18 protein-coding genes are annotated in these 20,259 nt (G+C 67.9%); 11 read left to right on the top strand and 7 right to left on the bottom strand.

All coding sequences use genetic code 11. The features are described 5' to 3' along the window. The first annotated feature begins 34 nt into the window (after window positions 1-34). The 8 genes from ACGFH6_RS07165 to ACGFH6_RS07200 all read left to right on the top strand — a co-directional run bounded on the left by ACGFH6_RS07165 (window position 35) and on the right by ACGFH6_RS07200 (window position 9,532). A complete protein-coding gene (locus ACGFH6_RS07165; protein ID WP_393381291.1) occupies window positions 35-2,119 on the top strand; it encodes an alpha-amylase family protein in 2,085 nt (694 codons plus the stop codon). Further along, entirely contained in the window at window positions 2,116-2,964 is an 849-nt protein-coding gene (locus ACGFH6_RS07170) for a 2-hydroxy-3-oxopropionate reductase (protein ID WP_393381293.1), read from the top strand. The genes ACGFH6_RS07165 and ACGFH6_RS07170 overlap by 4 nt, the downstream gene beginning before the upstream one ends. Beyond that, entirely contained in the window at window positions 2,961-4,796 is a 1,836-nt protein-coding gene (locus tag ACGFH6_RS07175; protein ID WP_393381295.1) for a hypothetical protein, read from the top strand. Before ACGFH6_RS07170 ends, ACGFH6_RS07175 begins: the two co-directional genes overlap by 4 nt. Before the next feature lie 118 nt (window positions 4,797-4,914). Continuing rightward, window positions 4,915-6,105, top strand: coding sequence for an ABC transporter substrate-binding protein (locus ACGFH6_RS07180; protein WP_393381297.1), 1,191 nt, complete (start codon window positions 4,915-4,917; stop codon window positions 6,103-6,105). After that, window positions 6,102-7,001, top strand: coding sequence for a carbohydrate ABC transporter permease (locus tag ACGFH6_RS07185; protein ID WP_131364335.1), 900 nt, complete (start codon window positions 6,102-6,104; stop codon window positions 6,999-7,001). Before ACGFH6_RS07180 ends, ACGFH6_RS07185 begins: the two co-directional genes overlap by 4 nt. Next, window positions 7,001-7,879, top strand: a complete 879-nt coding sequence (locus tag ACGFH6_RS07190) for a carbohydrate ABC transporter permease (RefSeq protein ID WP_393381299.1) — start codon at window positions 7,001-7,003, stop codon at window positions 7,877-7,879. Before ACGFH6_RS07185 ends, ACGFH6_RS07190 begins: the two co-directional genes overlap by 1 nt. Further along, the gene (locus ACGFH6_RS07195) at window positions 7,879-8,796 is read left to right on the top strand and encodes a D-2-hydroxyacid dehydrogenase (RefSeq protein WP_393381301.1); all 918 of its coding nucleotides are present in this window, start codon (window positions 7,879-7,881) and stop codon (window positions 8,794-8,796) included. Before ACGFH6_RS07190 ends, ACGFH6_RS07195 begins: the two co-directional genes overlap by 1 nt. A 49-nt stretch (window positions 8,797-8,845) precedes the next feature. Next, window positions 8,846-9,532, top strand: a complete 687-nt coding sequence (locus tag ACGFH6_RS07200; RefSeq protein ID WP_360458422.1) for a GntR family transcriptional regulator — start codon at window positions 8,846-8,848, stop codon at window positions 9,530-9,532. Here the strand turns inward: ACGFH6_RS07200 and ACGFH6_RS07205 are convergent. Continuing rightward, the gene (locus tag ACGFH6_RS07205) at window positions 9,509-10,060 is read right to left on the bottom strand and encodes a dihydrofolate reductase family protein (RefSeq protein WP_393381303.1); all 552 of its coding nucleotides are present in this window, start codon (window positions 10,058-10,060) and stop codon (window positions 9,509-9,511) included. The two genes, ACGFH6_RS07200 and ACGFH6_RS07205, sit on opposite strands and share 24 nt — an antisense overlap. Before the next feature lie 274 nt (window positions 10,061-10,334). On the opposite strand from ACGFH6_RS07205, the gene ACGFH6_RS07210 reads away from it, so the two are divergent. Next, entirely contained in the window at window positions 10,335-11,699 is a 1,365-nt protein-coding gene (locus ACGFH6_RS07210) for an FAD-binding oxidoreductase (protein ID WP_393381304.1), read from the top strand. Window positions 11,700-11,755: 56 nt separating this feature from the next. On the opposite strand, the gene ACGFH6_RS07215 is transcribed toward ACGFH6_RS07210, so the two are convergent. The 4 genes from ACGFH6_RS07215 to ACGFH6_RS07230 all read right to left on the bottom strand — a co-directional run bounded on the left by ACGFH6_RS07215 (window position 11,756) and on the right by ACGFH6_RS07230 (window position 14,187). Beyond that, the gene (locus ACGFH6_RS07215; RefSeq protein WP_393381306.1) at window positions 11,756-12,301 is read right to left on the bottom strand and encodes a hypothetical protein; all 546 of its coding nucleotides are present in this window, start codon (window positions 12,299-12,301) and stop codon (window positions 11,756-11,758) included. Beyond that, window positions 12,298-12,882 (bottom strand): hypothetical protein, encoded by a 585-nt coding sequence (locus tag ACGFH6_RS07220; protein WP_393381308.1) that lies wholly within the window; start codon window positions 12,880-12,882, stop codon window positions 12,298-12,300. Before ACGFH6_RS07220 ends, ACGFH6_RS07215 begins: the two co-directional genes overlap by 4 nt. A gap of 186 nt (window positions 12,883-13,068) precedes the next feature. Continuing rightward, entirely contained in the window at window positions 13,069-13,608 is a 540-nt protein-coding gene (locus ACGFH6_RS07225) for a dihydrofolate reductase family protein (protein WP_393381310.1), read from the bottom strand. Window positions 13,609-13,623: 15 nt separating this feature from the next. After that, window positions 13,624-14,187 carry an NADPH-dependent FMN reductase gene (locus tag ACGFH6_RS07230; protein ID WP_393381311.1) on the bottom strand — a complete coding sequence of 188 codons (564 nt, stop codon included), beginning with the start codon at window positions 14,185-14,187 and terminating at the stop codon, window positions 13,624-13,626. 97 nt (window positions 14,188-14,284) lie between these two features. On the opposite strand from ACGFH6_RS07230, the gene ACGFH6_RS07235 reads away from it, so the two are divergent. After that, on the top strand, window positions 14,285-17,317 hold the full coding sequence (locus tag ACGFH6_RS07235; RefSeq protein ID WP_393381313.1) for a BTAD domain-containing putative transcriptional regulator: 3,033 nt from the start codon (window positions 14,285-14,287) through the stop codon (window positions 17,315-17,317). A 93-nt stretch (window positions 17,318-17,410) separates the two neighbouring features. Next, window positions 17,411-18,928: an LLM class flavin-dependent oxidoreductase gene (locus ACGFH6_RS07240; RefSeq protein ID WP_393381315.1), complete on the top strand. Its 1,518-nt coding sequence runs from the start codon at window positions 17,411-17,413 to the stop codon at window positions 18,926-18,928. A 5-nt stretch (window positions 18,929-18,933) separates the two neighbouring features. On the opposite strand, the gene ACGFH6_RS07245 is transcribed toward ACGFH6_RS07240, so the two are convergent. After that, window positions 18,934-19,560: a DUF6308 family protein gene (locus ACGFH6_RS07245; protein ID WP_393381317.1), complete on the bottom strand. Its 627-nt coding sequence runs from the start codon at window positions 19,558-19,560 to the stop codon at window positions 18,934-18,936. A 354-nt stretch (window positions 19,561-19,914) separates the two neighbouring features. Further along, window positions 19,915-20,229, bottom strand: coding sequence for a PadR family transcriptional regulator (locus ACGFH6_RS07250; protein ID WP_393381318.1), 315 nt, complete (start codon window positions 20,227-20,229; stop codon window positions 19,915-19,917). Window positions 20,230-20,259: the final 30 nt, after the last annotated feature.

Consider the following 20,259-nt stretch of genomic DNA (forward strand, 5'->3'; position numbering starts at 1 on the left):
GACAATCTTAGAACCCGACCACTCCGGAGGCGCGATGCACACCGAGCCCGAGCAGCAGGCCCCAGCCGCCGATTCCGATCCGGACTGGCCGTTGGCGGCCACGCGGTGGGCCCAGATCACGTTGGCCGAGGACGATCCCGCGCACTTCGACGCGGACTTCTGGTTGCAGTTGATGCGCGACAGCAAGTCGAACGCGACCTGCATCAGCGCCGGCGGGTACGTCGCCTACTACCCGACGCGGCTCGAGTACCACCACCGCAGCAAGTACCTCGGCGACACCGACCCGTTCGGCGCCCTGGTCGAGGGCGCCCGCAGCCTCGGCATGAGCGTGATGGCGCGCGTCGACCCGCACGCGATCCACGCCGACGCCGCCGAGGCCCATCCGGAGTGGCTCGCCCGCGATCGCGACGGCAACCCGATCGAGCACTGGGCCTATCCCGGCATCTGGCTGACCTGCGCGTTCACGTCGTACCACCGCGACTTCATCACCGAGGTGATCCGCGAGATCGTCCGCGACTACGGCGTCGACGCGGTCTTCGCGAACCGGTGGGAGGGGTACTACGGCATCTCCTACAGCGAGGCCGCCCGCAAGTCGTTCCGCGACGAGACCGGACTAGAGTTGCCCGCCGCCGAGTACGCCGAGGGCTGGCCGGAGTACGTCGACTGGCGCCACCGGCGACTCGGTGAACTCGTGGGCATCTGGGACCAGGCGGTTCGCGATCTCCGCCCGCATGCACGCTTCGTCCCGAACCTGGGTGCACTCGCCGCGCGCGACCTGGCCCGCGATCTGGCCGAACCACTCGCGCCGCTGTTCATCATCGACAAACAAGGCCGGCACGGGATCGAGGCGCCCTGGGCCGCGGGCCGCAACGGCAAGCGCAACCGCGGCGTCTTCCCGGATCGTCCGGTTCGCCTGATCACCTCGGTCGGCCCGGAGCACCAGTACCGCTGGAAGGACTCGGTCGCACCGGGCGAAGAGGTGAAGACCTGGATCGTCGACGGGTTCGCCCACGGCGCGCTGCCCTGGTTCACCAAGTTCAACGCGAGCGTGCCGGACCACCGCTGGGTGCAGCCGATTGTCGACGCCTTCAACCTGCACGCGACCGTCGAGCCGGTACTGCGCGACCTGCGCATCACCGCCGAGGTGGCCCTGCTCGACCCGACCCGCACGGGCCAACTCCACGCCGGCGATCACGATCACGAGGACGGCTTCTACCAGGCGCTGGTCGAGGCGCGCGTCCCGTTCGAGTTCGTCTCCGACCAACTCCTGTCCGCCGAACGGCTCAGCCCGTTCAAGCTCGTCGTCCTCGCCAACGCCGAGCAACTCAGCGACGACCAGTGCGCAGTGCTGCGTGAGTACGTCGCCCAGGGCGGTTCAATCGTCGCGTCGTACCAGAGCTCCTTGTACGACGAGCATGGGAAAGCGCGGGAGGACTTCGGACTTGGCGACGTGCTGGGTGTCCGGTTGAGCGAGTCGAGTCGTGCGGTGAAGAACAACTACATCGCGCTGATGGACGAGCATCCACTGAACGCGGGCTTCGAGGGAACGACCCGCATCATTGGTGGCACCAACATCCTGGGCGTCGAGGCGACCGGGGTCGTTCCGTGGAGGTTCATTCCCGACTTTCCCGATCTGCCGATGGAGGAGGTGTACCCGCGGGAAGCGCCGGACCGGCCCGCGGCGATCTGCACCGAGAACGCGAACGGCGGCCGGACCGTCTACTTCCCGTTCAACCTCGGCGCGATCTTCTGGGAGGCGCTCCAATCCGACCACGGCCGGCTGATCGCGAACGCCGTCGGCTGGGCGCTCGGCAAGGCGCCGGAGGTGACCGTCGAGGGCGCAGGCCTGGTCGACGTCGCGGTCCATCGCGGTGACACCGGCGTGGCCGTTGCCTTGGTCAACCTGACGAACCCGATGGCGATGCGCGGCCCGATCCGCGAGACCCTCCCGCTACCGCCCCAGCGTGTGTCGATCGCCGTACCGGATCGGCCGGTGAAGGTGCGCCTGCTGGTCGCTGGCGTGGATGTCGAGCCGACGGTCGTGGACGGTCGCGCGGAGATCGTGATCCCGACCGCGGGCCTGCTGGAGGTCGTGCACGTGGATTGGGGCGACGCATGAGGATCGGGTTCATCGGGCTCGGCGTGATGGGTCGTCCGATGGTCGACAATCTGATTGCTGCTGGCCACGAGCTGTTCGTCCACCGCGGCCGGACCGATGTCGGGGCGCAGGTGTGCGGGTCAGGCCAGGAAGTCGCGGAGCGGTCCGACATCGTGATCCTGATGGTCCCGGACACGCCGGATGTCGAGTCCGCGCTCTTCGCGCCGGCCGGGGTCGCCGCGGGACTGCAGGAGGGCTCGCTGGTGATCGACATGAGTTCGATCTCGCCGACCGCGACCGTCGGGTTCGCGGCGCGGATCGAAGAACTGGGCTGCGCCTACCTCGACGCACCGGTCTCAGGTGGGGAGGTCGGTGCGCGGGACGCGACGCTGACGATCATGGTCGGCGGGCGGCCGGAGGTGTTCGAGCGAGCCCGCCCGATCTTCGCGACGCTCGGCAAGAACATCACGTTGATCGGCGGCTCCGGCGCCGGCCAGACCGCGAAGGTCGCGAACCAGATCGTCGTCGCTCTGACCATCGAGGCCGTGGCCGAGGCGCTGCTGTTCGCCCAGGCCGCCGGAGCGGATCCGGCCGTCGTCCGCGAGGCCTTGATGGGCGGCTTCGCGAGCTCCCGGATCCTCGAGTTGCACGGCGAGCGGATGGTGAAGCAGACCTTCGAGCCGGGGTTCCGGATCCGCTTGCACCGCAAGGATCTCGGCCTCGCCGTCCAGGCCGCCGCCGAGCTCGACCTGGCCCTGCCCAACACCGCCGCGGCCCAGCAGTTGATGAACGCCGCCATCGCGGACGGCGACGGCGACCTCGACCACTCCGCGCTCTACCGCACGCTGCGCCGGGGGTCGACATGAGGCTGTGGTGGCACGACCCGTTCCGGATGTTCCAGACCAACTTGCGCGAGATCGACGCCGGGCTGGACGTGGAGAAGGTACTCGACTATCTGGAGGAGTTCGGCGCCAACACCTGGCTGCTGAGCGTCGGCGGGATCCTGTCGAACTACCCGACCGACCTCGACTTCCAGACCCGCAACCCGCACCTGGCCGAGCGTCCGTCCGGCGACCTGGTCGGCGACGCCGTGAAGGCGGCCGCGCGCCGCGGGATCCGGGTGATGGGCCGGATGGACTTCTCCAAGATCGACCACCGCCGGGCCGAGGCCCACCCGGACTGGTGTTTCGTCGGACCGCAGGGCGCGCGCCAGGTCTACAACGGCCTGACCAGCGTCTGCCCGAGCGGCGACTACTACCAGGTGAAGCTGTTCGAGGTCCTCGACGAGCTCCTCGATCGTTACCCGCTCGACGGTTTCTTCTGCAACTGGATGTCGTTCAACGAGGTCGACTACAGCCGCGTGTACCACGGCGTCTGCCACTGCGTGTCCTGCCAGGAGCGGTACGACGCGCCGCTGCCGGACGGCCGGGATTCACCAGGCTACGAGAACTGGCGACTGTTCTCGGCAGCAGTGCTCGCCGACCTGACACAGCGGATCCGGGATCACCTCGCGGCACGCCGGCCCGAGGCGCCGCTCGTGCTCGGTGACCAGGCCGACATCGTGTTCCACGAGGCGAACAACGCCGTCGGCCGTCGCCTGTGGCACCACCGCACCAGTGAGGCCGTGAGTGCCGCGAAGACCTACCGCCCGACGGTCCCGGTGCTGACGAACTCGGTCGGATTCGTGGACATGCCGTACCGGATGGCGAGCGAGGACCCTCATCACTTCGCGCAGTATTTGCTCCAGGCAATCGCTCGTGGCGCGAATCCGTCGACGTACATCATGGGGACGCCGTCGGACAATCCGTATGCGTGCCTGCAGGTCGCGGGGGAGCTGACCAGGTTCCATCGCGATCACCAGGACGTCTATCGGGACCTCGTGCCGGCCGCCGAGACCTTGCTGGTCAGGCCGAGGGAAGGCTCGACGTCCGAGTTCCAGGGACTCTACCTGTCGTTGCTCCAGCGTCACGTGCCGTTCGATGTGTTGCCGGAGGAGCGGCTCCTCGATGCCGACCTGAGCCGTTATCGGGTGGTGGTCCTTCCGGATCTCGGACCCATTGATCTCGGGAGCTACGTCGGCGGGATCGTCGCCACGGGCGCCACTCAGGTGGCGCGGCTGCCGGTGAGGCGGTTGGCGAGCTACGAGACCGAAGCAGCTACACGGGGGTTGCATCTCCAGGGCGGGGTGCCGGTGTTCGGTGCGTTTCAGGTCGTGGAGCCGCCAACTGGTGCTGAGGTCGGTTTGCTTGCGCTGTCCAGGGCGCCGTACGGGCCGCCGGAGAAGTGTCATGGGCAGGTGCAGCTCGAGCATCCGGGAGTCCTGAAGCGTGGCAACACCGTGTTGTTCCCTTGGACCATCGGGCGTTCGTACCGGGAGGTCGGGCTGGGTGTGCACCGGGATCTCTTTGTCGACGAGGTGATCGGGACCGGAGGGCCGTCAATGGCGACGGACCTGCCGGAGCAGATCGAGATCGTGGTCGGCCGGTCCGCGGCCGGGACGGTCGTGCATCTGCTGAACAGATCGGGGGATACCGACCAGCGGTTCGCTCCACCCGTCCCCGTCGGTCCGGCGCGGCTGCGGCTGCCGGACGGCGTGCGGGAAGTCGAAGCGCTGCGGTCCGGTGAACACCTGCCGGTGACCGACGGCTGGGTGCGAGTACCGGAGATCGGGTTGTTCGAAGTTCTGGTCTGTGTGTGAGGAGAGCGAGATGGATCGTCGAGGATTTCTCAAGCTGTCACTGGCCACAGGACTCTCGGCGGCTGCGGTGGCCGGGTGTAGTGGGAGTGGCGGTGGGCCGTCAGGTGATGGCGGGAACGTGACGCTGCGCTATGCGTGGTGGGGCAACAACATCCGGCAGCAGAACTACACCAAGGCGCTGAAGCAGTTCAGTACGGCGAACCCGTCGATCGCGATCGAGCCGGAGTTCGCGGAGTACACCGCGTTCCAGGAGCGGATGACGACCCAGATCGCGGCGCGCGACGTACCGGACATCTTCTGGATCGCGTCGCCGCAGGTGATGACCTACCACAAGAGCAAGTTGTACCGGAAGCTGGACGACATCCCGACGCTGAACTGGGGTGACTACAGCAAGGAGGACCAGGAGACGTTCAAGCTGGCCGGCGAGCTGAACACGTTGCCGTTCGCGATCTTCACGCCGGTGATCCGCTACAACGAGACCGTCACCAAGGCCGACGGGGTGACGATCCCGGCCGAGGGAGCGGGCTGGACCTGGGACAGCCTCGCTGAGCTGCTGGTTGCCTACAGCAAGAACAACCCCGGCCAGCGGAAAGGTACGCCGTACGCACCGGACCACGACCTGACGTTCGAGGCGTGGCTGCGGCAGCGAGGCGAGCAGCTGTGGACCCAGGACGGTCAGGCCGGGTTCACCGTCGACGGCCTGGCGAGCTGGCTCGACTGGTGGGAGAAGCTGCGCAAGGCCGGCGGCGCGCTGTCGCTCAGCGAGCAGGAGGGGATGGGCCCGGACTGGGCCCAGGTGGGGAAGAAGGTCCTGGTGAACTTCGGCAACTCCAACCACATCATCGACGACGCGAAGATGTTCCCGAAGGAGAAGTTCCGGCTGCGTGCGGCGCCGATCGCGCCGACCGCGGAGGCGGGTCACAAGTACCTGTACTTCCCGCGGATGGCGATCTACCAGCGGATCGACGACGGCAACCTCGAGGCGGCCGGCAAGGTGCTCGACTACAACGCGAACAACCCCGAGATGCTGAAGACCGTCCGCCTGACCATGGGCGCACCGACGAATCCGAAGGTGGCCGAGCAGGCGAAGGCGTTCGCGAGCCCGGACGAGAAGGAGATGCTGGCCGTCGTCGAGAAGGAGCGGGCCGCCGAGCGCAAGCCGCGCTACGAGGCACCGCCCGGATCGAGCACCTGGCGTACGACGATGACACGGATCTGCGAGGAGATCGCGCTCGGCAAGACGAGTGTCCCGGACGGCGCGAAGAAGTTGCTCGATGACGTGAACGCCGGGATCAAGCGGGCCGCATGAGGTCACGGTCGGCGTTCCACCTCAACCGTCAGGGGAGGGCAGCGCACGTCTTCTTGATCCCCTGGCAGCTGGGCTTCCTGCTGATCACCGCGGTGCCGCTGTTCGCGTCGCTCTATCTGGCGTTCACGAACTACGACATCCTCAACCCGCCGGAGTGGACCGGGCTGGAGAACTTCCAGCGGATGATCCACGACGACCAGTTCTGGGCGTCGGTGAAGGTGACCCTGATCTACGTCGTGGTGTCGGTGCCGCTGCAACTCGGCTTCGCGTTGCTGCTGGCACTGATCCTCGACCGCGGGCTGAGCGGACTCGCGTTCTACCGCAGCGCGTTCTACCTGCCGTCGCTGCTGGGGTCTTCGGTGGCCATCGCGATTCTGTGGCGGGAGATCTTCGGCGACGACGGCCTGATCAACAAGGGTCTCGCACTGATCGGGATCCACGGCGAGAGCTGGTTGCAGAACCCTCGCACTGCGCTGGCGACTCTGATCGTGTTGAACGTCTGGACGTTCGGGTCGCCGATGGTGATCTTCCTGGCGGGTCTGCGGCAGATCCCCGACGAGCTGTACGAGGCGGCGAAGGTCGACGGCGCCGGAGTGTGGCGGCAGTTCACCCACGTGACGGTGCCGCTGCTCACGCCGATCATCTTCTTCAACCTGATCCTGCAGACGATCGGTGCGTTCCAGACCTTCACCCAGGCGCACATCATCAGCGGCGGCACTGGCGGGCCGGCGAACTCGACGCTGTTCTACACGCTGTACGTGTACCAGCAGGGTTTCGTTGCCTTCGACATGGGCTACGCGTCCGCGCTCGCCTGGGTGCTGATGGTGGCGATCGCCGTGGTCACCGCACTGCACTTCCTGGTCTCGAAGTACTGGGTCTTCTACGGAGACAGCTGATGGCGACTCTGACCGCAGGTGAGGTGATCAGCAGCCCGGCGCCGGTCCGGCAGGGCCGGTTCCGGTCGGTCCTGAAGCACACCGGGCTGCTGGTCTTCGTGGCGTTCATGATCTATCCGCTGGTGTGGATGGTGGTGAGCGCGTTCAAACCGCCCGAGCAGATCCTGACCGAGCCGGGCATCATCCCGTCCGACCTGACGTTCGAGAACTTCAAGGAAGGCTGGCATGCGCTGAACCGGCCGTTCTCGGTGTTCTTCGTCAACTCGCTGATCGTCACCCTCGGGTCGATCGCCGGCAACCTGTTCTCCTGCTCGTTGACGGCGTACGCGCTGGCCCGGCTGCAGTTCCGGATGCGGAGGGTGTACTTCGCGATCACGCTGGCCTCGGTGATGCTGCCGTTCCACGTGCTGGTGATCCCGCAGTACATCTTCTTCTCCCAGCTCGACCTGGTGAACACCTACTGGCCGCTGCTGATCCCGAAGTTCCTGGCCACCGACGCGTTCTTCGTCTTCCTGATGGTGCAGTTCATCCGGACCCTGCCGCGCGAGCTCGACCGGGCCGCCTGGATCGACGGTGCCGGCCCGTTCCTGACCTTCTGGTACGTCGTCCTGCCGCTGATGCGACCGGCGTTGGTGACCACCACGATCTTCACGTTCATCTGGACGTGGAACGATTTCTTCGTACCGTTGATCTACCTGACCAGGACGCAGGTGTTCACCGTGCCGGTGGCGCTGAACTCCATGGTCGATTCCGAGACCCAGAGTGGGGTGGGCATGCTGTTCGCGATGTCGTTGCTGTCACTGGTTCCGATCCTGATCTTCTTCGCGGTCGCGCAGAAGTACCTGATCCGCGGGATCGCCACCACGGGGCTGAAGTGATGAGGATCGTTGTAGTGGGCAAAGAGTCGCCGGCGTACGTCGAGGCGGCCGCCGGCGCCGAGCTGCGTTTCGTCGACTCCCTCGACGATGCGTCGGACCTGTTCGGTGAGATGGAGGCCGTGATCGGCCGGGTGCCGCCGCATGTGCTGGCGAAGGCGCCGAAGCTGCGGTGGGTGCACAGTCCGTCAGCCGGTGTCGACGCCGACCTGACGCCGGAGATGCTGGCGTCGCCGGTGGTGCTGACGTCGAGTGCGGGCAACGGCGGCATCTCACTGGCCGAGCATTCGCTGCTGCTGATGCTCATGCTGAACCGCGACGTACCGCGCTGGATGCGCGCCCAGGCGGAGCATCGCTGGGACCACTTCGTTCACAGCGAGCTGGCCGGACTCACCGTCGGGATCTACGGCCTCGGCAACTCCGGCCTCGACCTGGCGTTGAAGGCCAAGGCCTTCCACATGCGCGTCCTCGGCGTACGTCGGCGCCCGGAGCAACCATCGCCCAACGTCGACGAGCTGTGCTCACTCGACCAGCTGCTGGCCGAGTCGGACTTCGTCGTGGTCACCGCGCCACGGACGCCCGCGACGGCAGGGGTGTTCGATCGGGACGCGTTCGCGCGGATGAAGTCGTCGGCGTACTTCATCTGCATCTCCCGCGGGGGGATCGCGGACGACGACGCCCTGCTGGAGGCGTTGCGGACCGGACAGATCGCGGGAGCCGGGCTGGACGCGCACGGCGTGGAACCGCTGCCGCCGGAGAGCCCGTTCTGGTCGTTGCCCAACGTCATCGTCACGCCACACAACGGAGCCACCAGCACCGGTACGAGGCGCCGCAGCCAGGAGATCGTGGCCGAGAATCTGCGTCGTTTCGTGAGTGGCGAACCGCTGCACAACGTCGTCGACAAGTCCGCCGGATATTAGTGCCACGCCCGTACACTTGCCTGACCAGTTGGATTCCACAGGGGGTGCAGTGAGTACCGAAGCGCGCCTGGAGCTCGGGCCGTCCTCGCTGACCGATGCGCTGTACGAGTCGGTTCGCAAGCGGATCGTGAACGGCGAGATCCCGCAGGGTGAGAAGCTCACCGAGGTCCGGCTCGCAGGCGAGTACAACGTGGCCCGGCCGACCGCGAAGGCGGCGCTGGAGCGACTCACCGCACTCGGCCTGCTCCGGCGTACGGCGCACAAGACGGCTGTCGTCCCGGTGCTCGACCAGGCCGAGATCCGGGACCTGTTCTTCAGCCGGATGACGATCGAGAAGGCGGCGGTGTCCGCGCTGGCCGCGACCGGCGAGGTGCCGGCCGACGCGGCCCGTGCGCAAGTGGCGATCGAGTACGCCGCTCGCGACCGTCTGTTCGAGAATCAGGTCGAGGCGGACATCGCGTTCCACACGGCTCTGGTCGCCGCGGTCGGGAGCCGGCGGCTGTCCCGGATGCACGAGCTGATCATCGGCGAGGTGCACCTGACGATGGGCCAGTACCAGGCCCACCGGAAGGCTGCGCCGACCACTGTGGCCGAGGAGCATGCCGCCATCCTCAAGGCGATCGAGGACGGGAATCCCGATGCCGCCGCCGAGCATCTCGCCTACCATCTCGAACAGGCCCAGGGCCGGCTGCTCACCACGCTGCAGCAGGCGTCAGACGAGGTCGTGCCGCAGTAGGACGGTGCGTCCGTCGAACGCGCGGGTCTCGGCCAGGCGCAGCGTGCGGCGGCCGGTCGGCTGGTAGACGGGCTTGCCGCCACCAAGGATCACCGGGTGCACGATCACGTGGTACTCGTCGAGCAGCCCGAGCTCGGTCAACGCGGCGGCGACGGTCGCGCTGCCGGTGAGCAGGATGTCCTTGCCCGGCGCGTCCTTGATCGCCCTGATCTCCTCGGCGGTCCGGACGATCCGGGTGTCCCAGTCCGCGTTCTCCAGGGTGGTCGACAGCACGACCTTCGGCGTCGTACGCCAGACCGGCGCGAACGCGACCGCGTGCTCGTCCGGGTTCATCGTCTCGGCGTTCGGCCAGTACGACGACATGAGCTCCCAGACCTTCCGTCCGTACAGGAAGGTGTCGGCCCGGTCCGTCAGCCCCATCGAGTACTCGCCCAGCTCCGGACCGAGCTCGGCCCAGTCGAACTCGCCGTTCGGTCCCTCGATGAACCCGTCCAGCGACTGGTGCACGTAGTACATGATCTTCCGCATGATGTCCTCCAGATGGTCTCTGCTTGTACCGTCTGGTCGGACCTGGCCGGTGGGCCTTGACATCGGATTCCAGGCATTGACGAAAGTCGGCGGGGGAGGCAGGCTCGGGGTCGAACGGGCGGGTCTGGGGGAGGACCGGCTGCTCGTCGGGGGTTCAGACGCTCTCTGGGGTGAGGTTTCGCGCAACGCTCGACGGTGACGACCGGTCTGTGCGGCGCCGTGCTGTTCACGCGCGCCGCTCCGCGACACAGCGACGACGGGCCGGGGAGCCGACATGGGCACGATCGACAACTTGAGGGAACGCACCCGCGGGCAGATCTTCACCGAAGGCGACGAGGGGTACGACGAGGGGCGCCGGGTTCGCAACGGCATGCACGACAAGCATCCGCGGGTCATCGTGCGGTGTGAGAACGCCGGCGACGTGATGGCCGCGATCGACTTCGCGCGAACGAACGAACTCGACCTTGCGGTCCGGGGCGGAGGGCACAGCGTCCCCGGCTTCGGCACGGTCGACGACGGTGTGGTCATCGACCTCAGCGCCATGCGCGGGGTGCGGGTGGACCCGGCGACCCGGACGGCGCGGGCAGGCGGCGGCGCCACCTGGGGTGATCTCAACGACGCGACGCACGCCTTCGGGCTCGCGGTCACCGGCGGCGTCGTGTCGACGACCGGTATCGGCGGACTGACCCTCGGCGGTGGAATCGGGTACCTCGCCCGCGGACTCGGGCTGTCCTGCGACAACCTGATCTCGGCGGACGTGGTGACCGCGGACGGGCAGTTCGTGGTCGCCAGTGAGAAGGACCACGAGGATCTCTTCTGGGCGTTGCGCGGCGGTGGCGGAAACTTCGGCGTGGTCACCGCGCTGGAGTACCGGTTGGCTCCGGTGTCGATGATCTACGGCGGCCCGATGTTCTTCGAGCTGTCGGACGCGACAGCGGTCGTGGCGGGATTCCGCGACATGATCGGGGACGCACCAGAGCAGCTCGGCGGGTTCCCGGGCTTCCAGATCGCCCCGCCGCTGCCGTTCATTCCCGAGGATCGGCACGGCGACCACTTCGCACTGATCGTGGGGTGCTGGGCCGGCGATCCGGACCGTGGCGAGGAGGAGATCTCGCGGTTCCGGGAGTTCGCGCCGGTGGTTGCCGAACACGTCGGGCCGATGCCGTACCCGGCGCTGAACAGCGCTTTCGACGCGCTCTACCCGATGGGACTACAGCACTACTGGAAGGCGAGCTTCGTCCGCGAGCTGACCGACGAGGCGATCCAAACGCACCTGCGGCACGCACCCAGTCTGCCGTCGGTGCACTCGACCGTGCACATCTACCCGATCGACGGGGCCGTGCACCGGGTGACCCCGGACGGCACCGCCTTCGCCTACCGGGACGCCAACTTCGCGACGGTGATCGCGGGGATGTGGCCGGACGCGGCGGACAACGAGGCGAACATCGACTGGGTGCGGTCGTACTACGACGACATCGCGCCGCACTCCGAGCCGGGCGGCTACATCAACTTCATGGCCGACGACGACCAGGGGCGGATCCGCGACAACTACAAGCAGAACTACGACCGGCTGGTCGAGGTCAAGCGTAAGTACGACCCGGGCAACCTGTTCCATCTGAACCAGAACATCGTGCCCTAGGCAACGAACGGCCGGCGCCGTACGACGGTTCGTCGTACGGCGCCGGCCGGTTCGGCTCAGAGGGTGAGCAGCCGCTGGAAGAAGGCGCGGTACTTCTGCAGCGCCGAGCGCAGGTCCTCGGTCGACGGCTCGCCGTCGGACCACTGCTTCTCCAGGCCCTGGTGCTGGCGTTCGAAGGACTCCGACAGGCGCTTGAGTACGTCGTCGACGAGGTTGTCCGCCTCGCTCACCGCATTGCGCGGATCGTCGACGAAGCCCTGCTGGATGACCTCCCACCGGCTTCGGTAGTCCACCATCAGGTCCGAGGCCAGCAACGGCTCGTCGGTCGCCGGCGCGTCCACGGCCTGCTCACGGGTCGCCGACGTACGCCCGTCGCCGCTCATCAGCCGGTCGTCGGTCGTGTCGTCCATCAGCCGGTCGTCGGTGGTGTCGTCCATCAGGCGGTCGTCCGTCGTGCCGTCCGCCCGGTGATCGTCGGTCATGTCGTCGGTGCGGCGATCGTCGACGGGCTTGGCGTTCATCAGCCGGTCGTCATCGGTCGTCCCGATCAGGCGATCGTCCTCGGTCGGCTCGTTCATGCGGCGGTCGTCGTGCATGGTCATGCTTGCTCCTTGGCATCGGTCGGTTGCACGCGCCGGCGTGCGGTCACGTCGTCGCTGTCGGCCAGCAGGGCCTCTACCAGCGAGCGGTAGGCGGTGACGGCCTGGCGGAGTTGCTCCGTGTCGGCCTCGCCGCGCTCCTGCGCGACGGCGATCCGGTGGGCGTCGCGGTAGTGCGCCGCGACCTCCGGATGCTCCACCGAGATGTCGTTCACGCGCTGGTCGAACTCGTCGACCGGGTAGCCGGACTCGCGCATCATCCGCAGTACCAGCTGGTCGGCGTCGGACACCGCGGCCGCCGGCTGGTCGACGAAGCTCTGCTGAACCTGCGCCCACTCGACCCGGTAGGCCTCGGCGGACTCATGGCTCAGCGGCGTGATGTCGAGCTGCGAGACCCGGCGTTCACGCCCACGCAGTTCACGTTCGGCGCTGCGCCGATCGCCCGTTTCCTCCACACTGCGCTCGTACTCCGGTCCGAACCGCTCACGCAGTTCGCCGGAGCGTCTGCGCTGGTAGGCGAAGAACAGCGCGGCCGCCGCGAGCAGAACAACGACGATCACGACGATAGTCAGGACGGTACCCATCAGACCTCCAGTCCGATTCGACTGTGCGGACCTGCGATCTGGCGAAACCGATCGCGAGGACCTGCGGCAGGCGGTCCCCAGCGCCGCCTCACATCCCCGAAGCCGGACCGGTACCCACGAAATGCGCGCACAAGCATCCAGCCGGCCACCGTTGGCAGGTGAGCCGGCTGGATGCGAGTGGAGCGGTCAGGCCTTCGGAGCCAGCTTGTGCACGACGATGCCGGACTTGAAGGTGGTGGTGCCGAGCAGGTCGAGGTGGGTGATGTCCACGCCCTGACCCTGGAACATGGTCTCGCCGTCGGCCACCACCGGGAAGATCCAGAAGTGGTACTCGTCGACCAGCTTGTTCTCCAGCAGCGTCTTCGAGAAGGAGCCGGTGCCGAACTTGATCAGGTTCCCGCCCTCGGTCTGCTTGAGCCGGGCGACCGCCTCGGCGGCGTCGCCCTCGAGCAGCTGGGCGTTCCAGGTCGTCTCCTTCAGCGTGCGGCTGGCGACGTACTTCGGCATCGCGTTGAAGGCGTCGGTGTACGGGTCGCCGCTGCGCTGCGACCAGGCCTCGGCGAACGCCTCGTAGGTGGCCCGGCCCAGCACCTGGGCGTCGACCCCGTCCATCAGGGCCACCGAGTAGGCGCTGTGCTCGTCGTCCCAGTACGGCGTACTCCAGTTCTGCGGGTTGTCGATCGCGCCGTTCAGGGTCATGAAGGTGGATTCGATCAGCTTCCTCATGGGTCTTTCCCTTTCTTACTGTTGGTAAGGACGCTTCAGGCGCGCGTCCCGGAGCGCTTCGGCCCACCAGACGAGCTGGTCGAGCATGATCTTGGCGCCGGCTTCGTAGCCGGCGGTAGGCCGGGGCCAGCCACCGTCGGCGGTGAACTGTTCCCAGTAGCAGGGCAGGGCGACGGTGTTGCGGATGGTGACGGCCTGGAGCTCAGTGAAGACCTGCCGCAGTTGCGCGGTGGCGCATCGGCCGCCGGACTCCCGGCCGTAGCTGACGATCGCGACCGGCTTGGCGTGCCACTCCTCGTAATACCAGTCCAGTGCGGTCTTCAGCGGTGCCGGAAAGCTGCAGTTGATCTCCGGTGTCACCACCGCGAACGCATCCGCGGCGGCCAGTCTCGGTGCGAGTACGGCGACCTCCGCCGGCGTCTCGTCGTCGGTGTCGGGCAGTGTCGCCGGCAGAGCGGCGGTGGCCAGGTCGACCAGGTCGACCTCGAACTGCTTGGCCGCCTGCCGGGCCAGCCAGTGTGCGACGGTCGGTCCGAACCGGCCGTTGCGGGTGCTGCCGATGATCACTGCCAGTCGCATTGTCCTGCCTCCTTTCCGGTGCTCCAGACTCTGCCGGATCCCGTTTACGGTTTCTTTCCGGTCACTGCCGGCCGGGGCGGAAAGATAGGGTGCGGCCATGCGCTTCGGGGTGCTCGGACCGGTCACCGCCTGGACGGACGCGGGGGAGCCCGTCACCATCCCAGGCCTGAAGGTGCGCGCCCTGCTGGCGGACCTCCTCGTCCACGAGGGCCGACCGGTCCCGGCGGACCGGCTGATCGACGACCTGTGGGGCTCGGACCTGCCCGGCAACCCGTCCGGCACGCTGTCCGCCAAGGTGTCGCAGCTCCGCCGTGCCTTCGAGGACGCGGAGCCCGGCAGCCGGGTCCTGGTCAAGTCCGGTCCGGCCGGCTACTCGCTCACCGTCGGCAGCTCGTCGTACGACGCCTTGACGTTCGCGGAGCGGGTCGACGCCGGCCGACTCGACGAGGCGCTCGCCCTCTGGCGTGGTCCGGCGTACGCCGACTTTGCCGACGAGGCATTCGTGGAGACGGCTGTCGCGCGGCTCACCGAGCAGCGGTTGGCTGCGCTCGAACGTGCTGACGTGCCGGTGAGTGAGCTGTCCGTGCTGGTTGCGGAGCATCCGCTGCGTGAGGGGTTGCGGGCCGCGCACATGCGGGCGCTGTATCGGGCCGGGCGCCAGAGTGAGGCGTTGGAGAGCTACGAGCACCTGAGGCAGCTGCTGTTGGACGAGCTGGGGCTGGACCCGAGTCCTGAGCTGGTGGCTCTGCAGCAGTCGATCCTGACGCAGGACCTGCCGAACGCGCGGACCAACCTTCCGGCGCAGCTGACCGAGCTCGTCGGGCGTTCGGAGGCGTTGGCGGAGGTGAGCTCGGCCCTCCAGTCTTCACGGCTGGCGACGCTGACCGGGCCCGGAGGAGTCGGCAAGACACGGTTGGCTCTGGCGGCTGCTGCGTCGGTCGCGGAGCGCTTCCCGGATGGGGTCCTACTGGTTGAGCTGGCGGCTGTGACGCCTGCTGCTCGCTCGGTGCGGAACGCACTGACGGACGCGGTGCAAGCGGCCCTGGATCTGCGGGACAGCGCCGGTCCTGCCGACGCTGTGGTTGAGCGGCTGGCGGCTGTCATGGGGACGCGGCTCCTGGTGCTGGACAACTGCGAGCAGGTCGTTGCGGAGGTCGCTGAGCTCGCTGACCGGCTGCTGGCGGCCGCGCCGGGCCTTCGGGTGCTGGCGACCAGCCGTGAGCCGCTCGGTCTGGCCGGTGAGGTGGTCTGGACGGTGCCGCCGCTGGAGGTGCCGTCGCCTGCGCTTGGGTTCGAGGCGGTGGGCGAGTGCAGTGCGGTGCAGTTGTTCGTCACTCGCGCGGCTGCAGCGTCTCGTGACTTCACGTTGTCCGCTGAGACTGTTGCCGACGTGTCTGTGCTGTGCCGGCGGCTGGATGGGATCCCACTGGCGCTGGAGCTCGCTGCGACCCGGGTACGCGCACTCGGGGTCCGTGGGCTGGTGGCGCGGCTGGACGACCGGTTCCGGCTGTTGGCGACCGGGCACCGCGGTGCTGCGCCGCGTCAGCAGACCCTGCTCGCGATGATCGACTGGAGCTGGGAGCTGCTCGATCCGGATGAGCAGTCCGTCCTGCGGCAGCTCGCCGTACACGCTGATGGATGTACGGCGGAGGCTGCGGCGGCGGTGTGTGGAGAGGCCGACGTACTGGATGTGTTGATCCGTCTCGTGGACCGGTCGCTCGTCGTACCGGTGCATGGGGTGGAGGGGCCGCGGTACCGGTTGCTGGAGTCGGTGGCGGCGTACTGCGTTGAGAAGCTGCGTGCTGCGGGTGAGCTGGATGGGGTGCGGCAGCGGCACTTGGACTACTACGTGGAGCTGGCCGAGTCTGCTCGTCCGCAGCTGTACGGCGGGGAGCAGAGCCGGTGGTTGCAGTTGCTGGACGAGGACGCCGCGAACATGCGGACCGCACTGGACCGGGCGGTGGCTGTCGGGCGGCTGGATCTGGGTGAGCGGTTGGTGGATGCGCTGGCCTGGTACTGGTTCCTGCGTGGACGGCTGGCCGAGGCTCAGCGGTCCCTGGAGGCGGTGCCGGGTTCTCCGCGGGTTGAGGCCTGGCGGGTCGGGTTCCTGTACCTGCAGGGCGACCCGCGAGCGCCGGGCGAACGGGACCGATGGATTGAGACGGCCGACGCACGTGGACAGTGGTGGATCGCCCACACAGGCAGCGATGTGGGCGACCTGGCGACCCCTCTGGCGTTGCTGGAGCGGTCCTTGAAGAGCTTCGAAGCCGACGGCGACCAGTGGGGTGTGGCCGCCGCGCTGGCGTCCCGGTCCAAGCACTCACACGTGCGATCCGATCTGGCTGCCATGCACGCGGATGCTTCGGAGAGTGCTCGCATCTTCCGGTCGTTGGGGGATCGGTGGGGCATGCTGCAGGCGTTGAGCTGGCTCGGTGCGCGTGCAGAGCGCGCCGGAGACTTCGACGAGGCGGAACGCCTGCAACTCGAAGGCGTTCAGCTGGCCGAGGAGCTCGGGCTCTGGCCGGAGGTCGCCTCGGCCTTGGGCGGTCTCGGCTGGACGTCGATACGGCAAGCACGCTACGACGCCGCCAGGTCGCAAGGTGAGCGCGCTCTGCGGCTCGCGACAGAGCAAGGACAGCGCGCGGCGCAGGCACTGGCCGAGATCGTGCTCGGCTTCGCTGCCCGTCGCAGCGGCGACCTCGACGAGGCCGAGCGGTGGTTGCGGGCGCTGGTCGACGCGGCCCGCCTGCAGAACGAGCCGGTGCTCTACCTGTCGATGGTCCTCGAGGAGCTGGGGTTCCTCCTCGAGCTCCGCGGCGAGTACGCCGAGGCCGTGGAGTCGCACAAGGAGGCCTTCCGGATCTCCGCCGAGTACGACTCGCTCCGCAGCATGTGCTGGGCGCTGGAGGGCATCGCTGCGTGTCTGCCCGACAAGACGGTCGCGGCCAAACTTCTGGGCGCCGCCGCCGCAACGCGGGCCACCGACCCGCAACTGGCGGCCACTGTCGATCTCACGGATCTGGACCGCGCCATCGAGACCGTGCGCTCTGTCTTGGGCGACGCCGCGTACGCGCAGGCGTACGCCTCCGGTGCCGTCCTCACACCACAGGAGGCCTTCCAGCTGCTGTAATCCAGTTTCCCACTAGATGATCTGTGGTTGAGATTATTTGCGCAGCGAAGTAGTTTTGCTGTCGACGAACCATCCCCACAGGCAAGGTGAACCATGGACTACGGCCACGAGCTGGTCTTCGGCACGTTCCTGACCCCCACGGTCGACAATCCCGCGCGGGTGATCGCGCTCGCCCAGCTGACCGAGCAGGTCGGCCTCGATCTGGTCAGCTTCCAGGACCACCCGTACCAGCCGCGTCTGATGGACGCCTGGACCCTGCTGTCCGTCGTCGCCGCGCAGACCCAGCGCGTGAAGGTCACGACGAACGTCGCCAACCTGCCGCTGCGCCACCCGGTCGTCCTGGCCCGCAGCGTCGCCACGCTCGACCTGATCACCGGCGGCCGCGTCGAGCTCGGTCTCGGCGCCGGCGGTTTCCTGGACGCCGTGGCCGCCAACGCCGGCCCGCGCCTGACCACCGGCCAGAGCATCGCCGCGTTGGAGGAGGCCATCGCGATCATGCGCGAGGTCTGGACTCCGACCGGCGGTGGCATCCGGCTGCCCGGCAAGCACTACCCGGTCGCCGGCGCCAAGCGCGGCCCGCAGCCCGCCCACGATGTGGAGATCTGGTTGGGTGCCTACAAGCCGCGCATGCTCGCCGTCACCGGCCGGCTCGCCGACGGCTGGCTTCCGACCAGCGCGTACGCCGGGCCCGACGAACTGGCCGCGATGAACAAGATCATCGACGAGGCCGCGGTGGATGCCGGCCGCGATCCCGCGGCAGTACGGCGTCTGTACAACCTGTCCGGACGGTTCGAGGGGAATGGTGGCTTCCTGCAAGGGCCTGAGGAGGTGTGGATCGACCAGCTCACCGACCTGACGCTGGGCGAGGGGATGAGCACGTACATCCTCGGCTCCGACGACCCCGATGACATCCGCCGCTTCGCCGAGGTGGCCGCCGGCGTCCGCGAGTCCGTCGAAGCCGCACGCTCCACCGGCCGGCGCGTCGAGACGGCAGCTGCTCCGGAGCGGTCTGATGGGTTCACCGTCGTACCGACTCCACCTCCCGCCGTACGACGGAGCGCCGTACAGCTGCTGGACGAGTCGGACCGGCCGACCGGTCCGGCGCTGGATCCGTCCCGGACGTATACGCCGTACCAGCTCTCGTCGGGTCAGCATCTGATCGAGGTGCACGATCATCTGCGGGCCGAGCTGGAGCAGATCCGCGACCTGGTCGAGCAGGTCGCCGCAGGCTCGCTCGGTGTCGGGCAGGCGCGGTCGCACATCAACACGATGACGATGCGGCAGAACAACTGGACCCTCGGCACGTACTGCGAGTCCTACTGCCGGCTCGTCACCACGCATCACTCGATCGAGGACGCTTCACTCTTCCCGCACCTGCGTCGGGCCGACCCTGAGCTCGTGCCGGTCGTGGACCGCTTGCAGGAGGAGCACCTCATCATTCACGACGTCCTCGAGGGCGTCGACAAGGCGCTCGTCGCTCTGGTCGACGGCTCCGGCGACCTCGACGATCTCCGTGCGGCAGTCGATCTCCTGGACGACACGCTGCTCTCGCATCTGTCCTACGAGGAGCGCGAACTGGTCGAGCCGCTGGCACGGCTCGGCGTGATGTGAGGTCGTTACTTCGCCTCGCCGAGCAGTGACGCGAGGATGTCGAGGAGGCGGAGGGTGGGGGCTTCGCCGAGCAGCCGCGCGGCCGAGGTGGCGGGCTCGGCGATCAGCCGGACCTGGAGGAGTTTGAAGTCGCGGATGTTGGCCGGGTTGACCAGATCGCGGTGGACGGCGGACAGGAACTCGGCACCGGCGGCGGCGTTCGTGTACGTCATCCGGATGAAGCTGTCGCTGACGGGATAGAGGAACGGCCGCTTCAGGTGCAGCAGCTTCGACTTCTTCGCCTGGCCGAAGCCACGGTGGCCGGAGAACTTCTCGTCCAGCGCCATCGCCGCCTCGAACAGGTCACTGCCCGGCGCCGCGTCCTCGAGCCGCGCGTCGACCGGGATCGCGGCGAACTCCTTCTCCGCCTCGACCTCCAGCAGCCACGGGATGTCCTGCGCCCGCAGGTCCGCGCCGATCACCATCATCCGCCCCAGGTCCGACAGCGTCACCTGGTTCGGTTCGGCGCCACCGACCAGTGTCATCCCCGGCAGACCGTCGTAGTACCGCAGTACGGCGCCGTTCGTTTCGGCGTACAGCCGTAGCTGGGCGATCGCCTCGTCGACGACGATCTTCCGAGTACCGATGTTCATGAGCCACACCCTCACACTCTTGGTGGCAGACCCGCCAGCGGGCGGACCATATTCCGAACGAATCCTGACTCCGTTTCCGCAGATCGTAGGCGACCCCGCGCTCACCCACACCCCAGGGTCACTTCCCGTGATCCACAGCCGGTAATCATCGGCTCCCCAGAGCCCCCGTCTCCACGGACCCAGGGGGTGGTGAAGAGGAGGAAGAAGAACGTGAGACCGCCCAGCGCGTCCTGTACGGCGGCTTGCCGTCGGGGATGCCGGAGGCGGGGCTCGGGCCGAGTGGTAGACGATCGCGGCCGCGGCCAGGCCACGGGGTCACCAAGACCATGCCGGCCGCCACGGCTGCCTTCATCGTCAGGCACCCGCTGCCTGGGACTTTGGTGTGCGGCTGGGTTTCGCGGCTTCGCGTCGGAGGCCGGCGACGTACTGCGCGCCGTCTGCTGACAGCCGATACAGGTGACGTGCCGGGCGTCCGAGCGGCGGGTCGGCCTCCCAGCGCGCATCAAGCAGCCCTCGGTCGGCGAGCCGGATCAGGATCGGATACACCGTGCCCGCCTTGAGCCCGGTCGCCCGGCACAACTCATACCCATGAACCCACGCGGACGCCTCCTCCGCCAGCGCCCACAACACCGCCAACGTCTGCCCAGAAGGCCGCCGAATCCGCCCCATACCCCTCAACGTCTACCTATATAGACTTAA

Source organism: Kribbella sp. NPDC049227, from assembly GCF_043197265.1.
Classification (GTDB): Bacteria; Actinomycetota; Actinomycetes; order Propionibacteriales; family Kribbellaceae; genus Kribbella.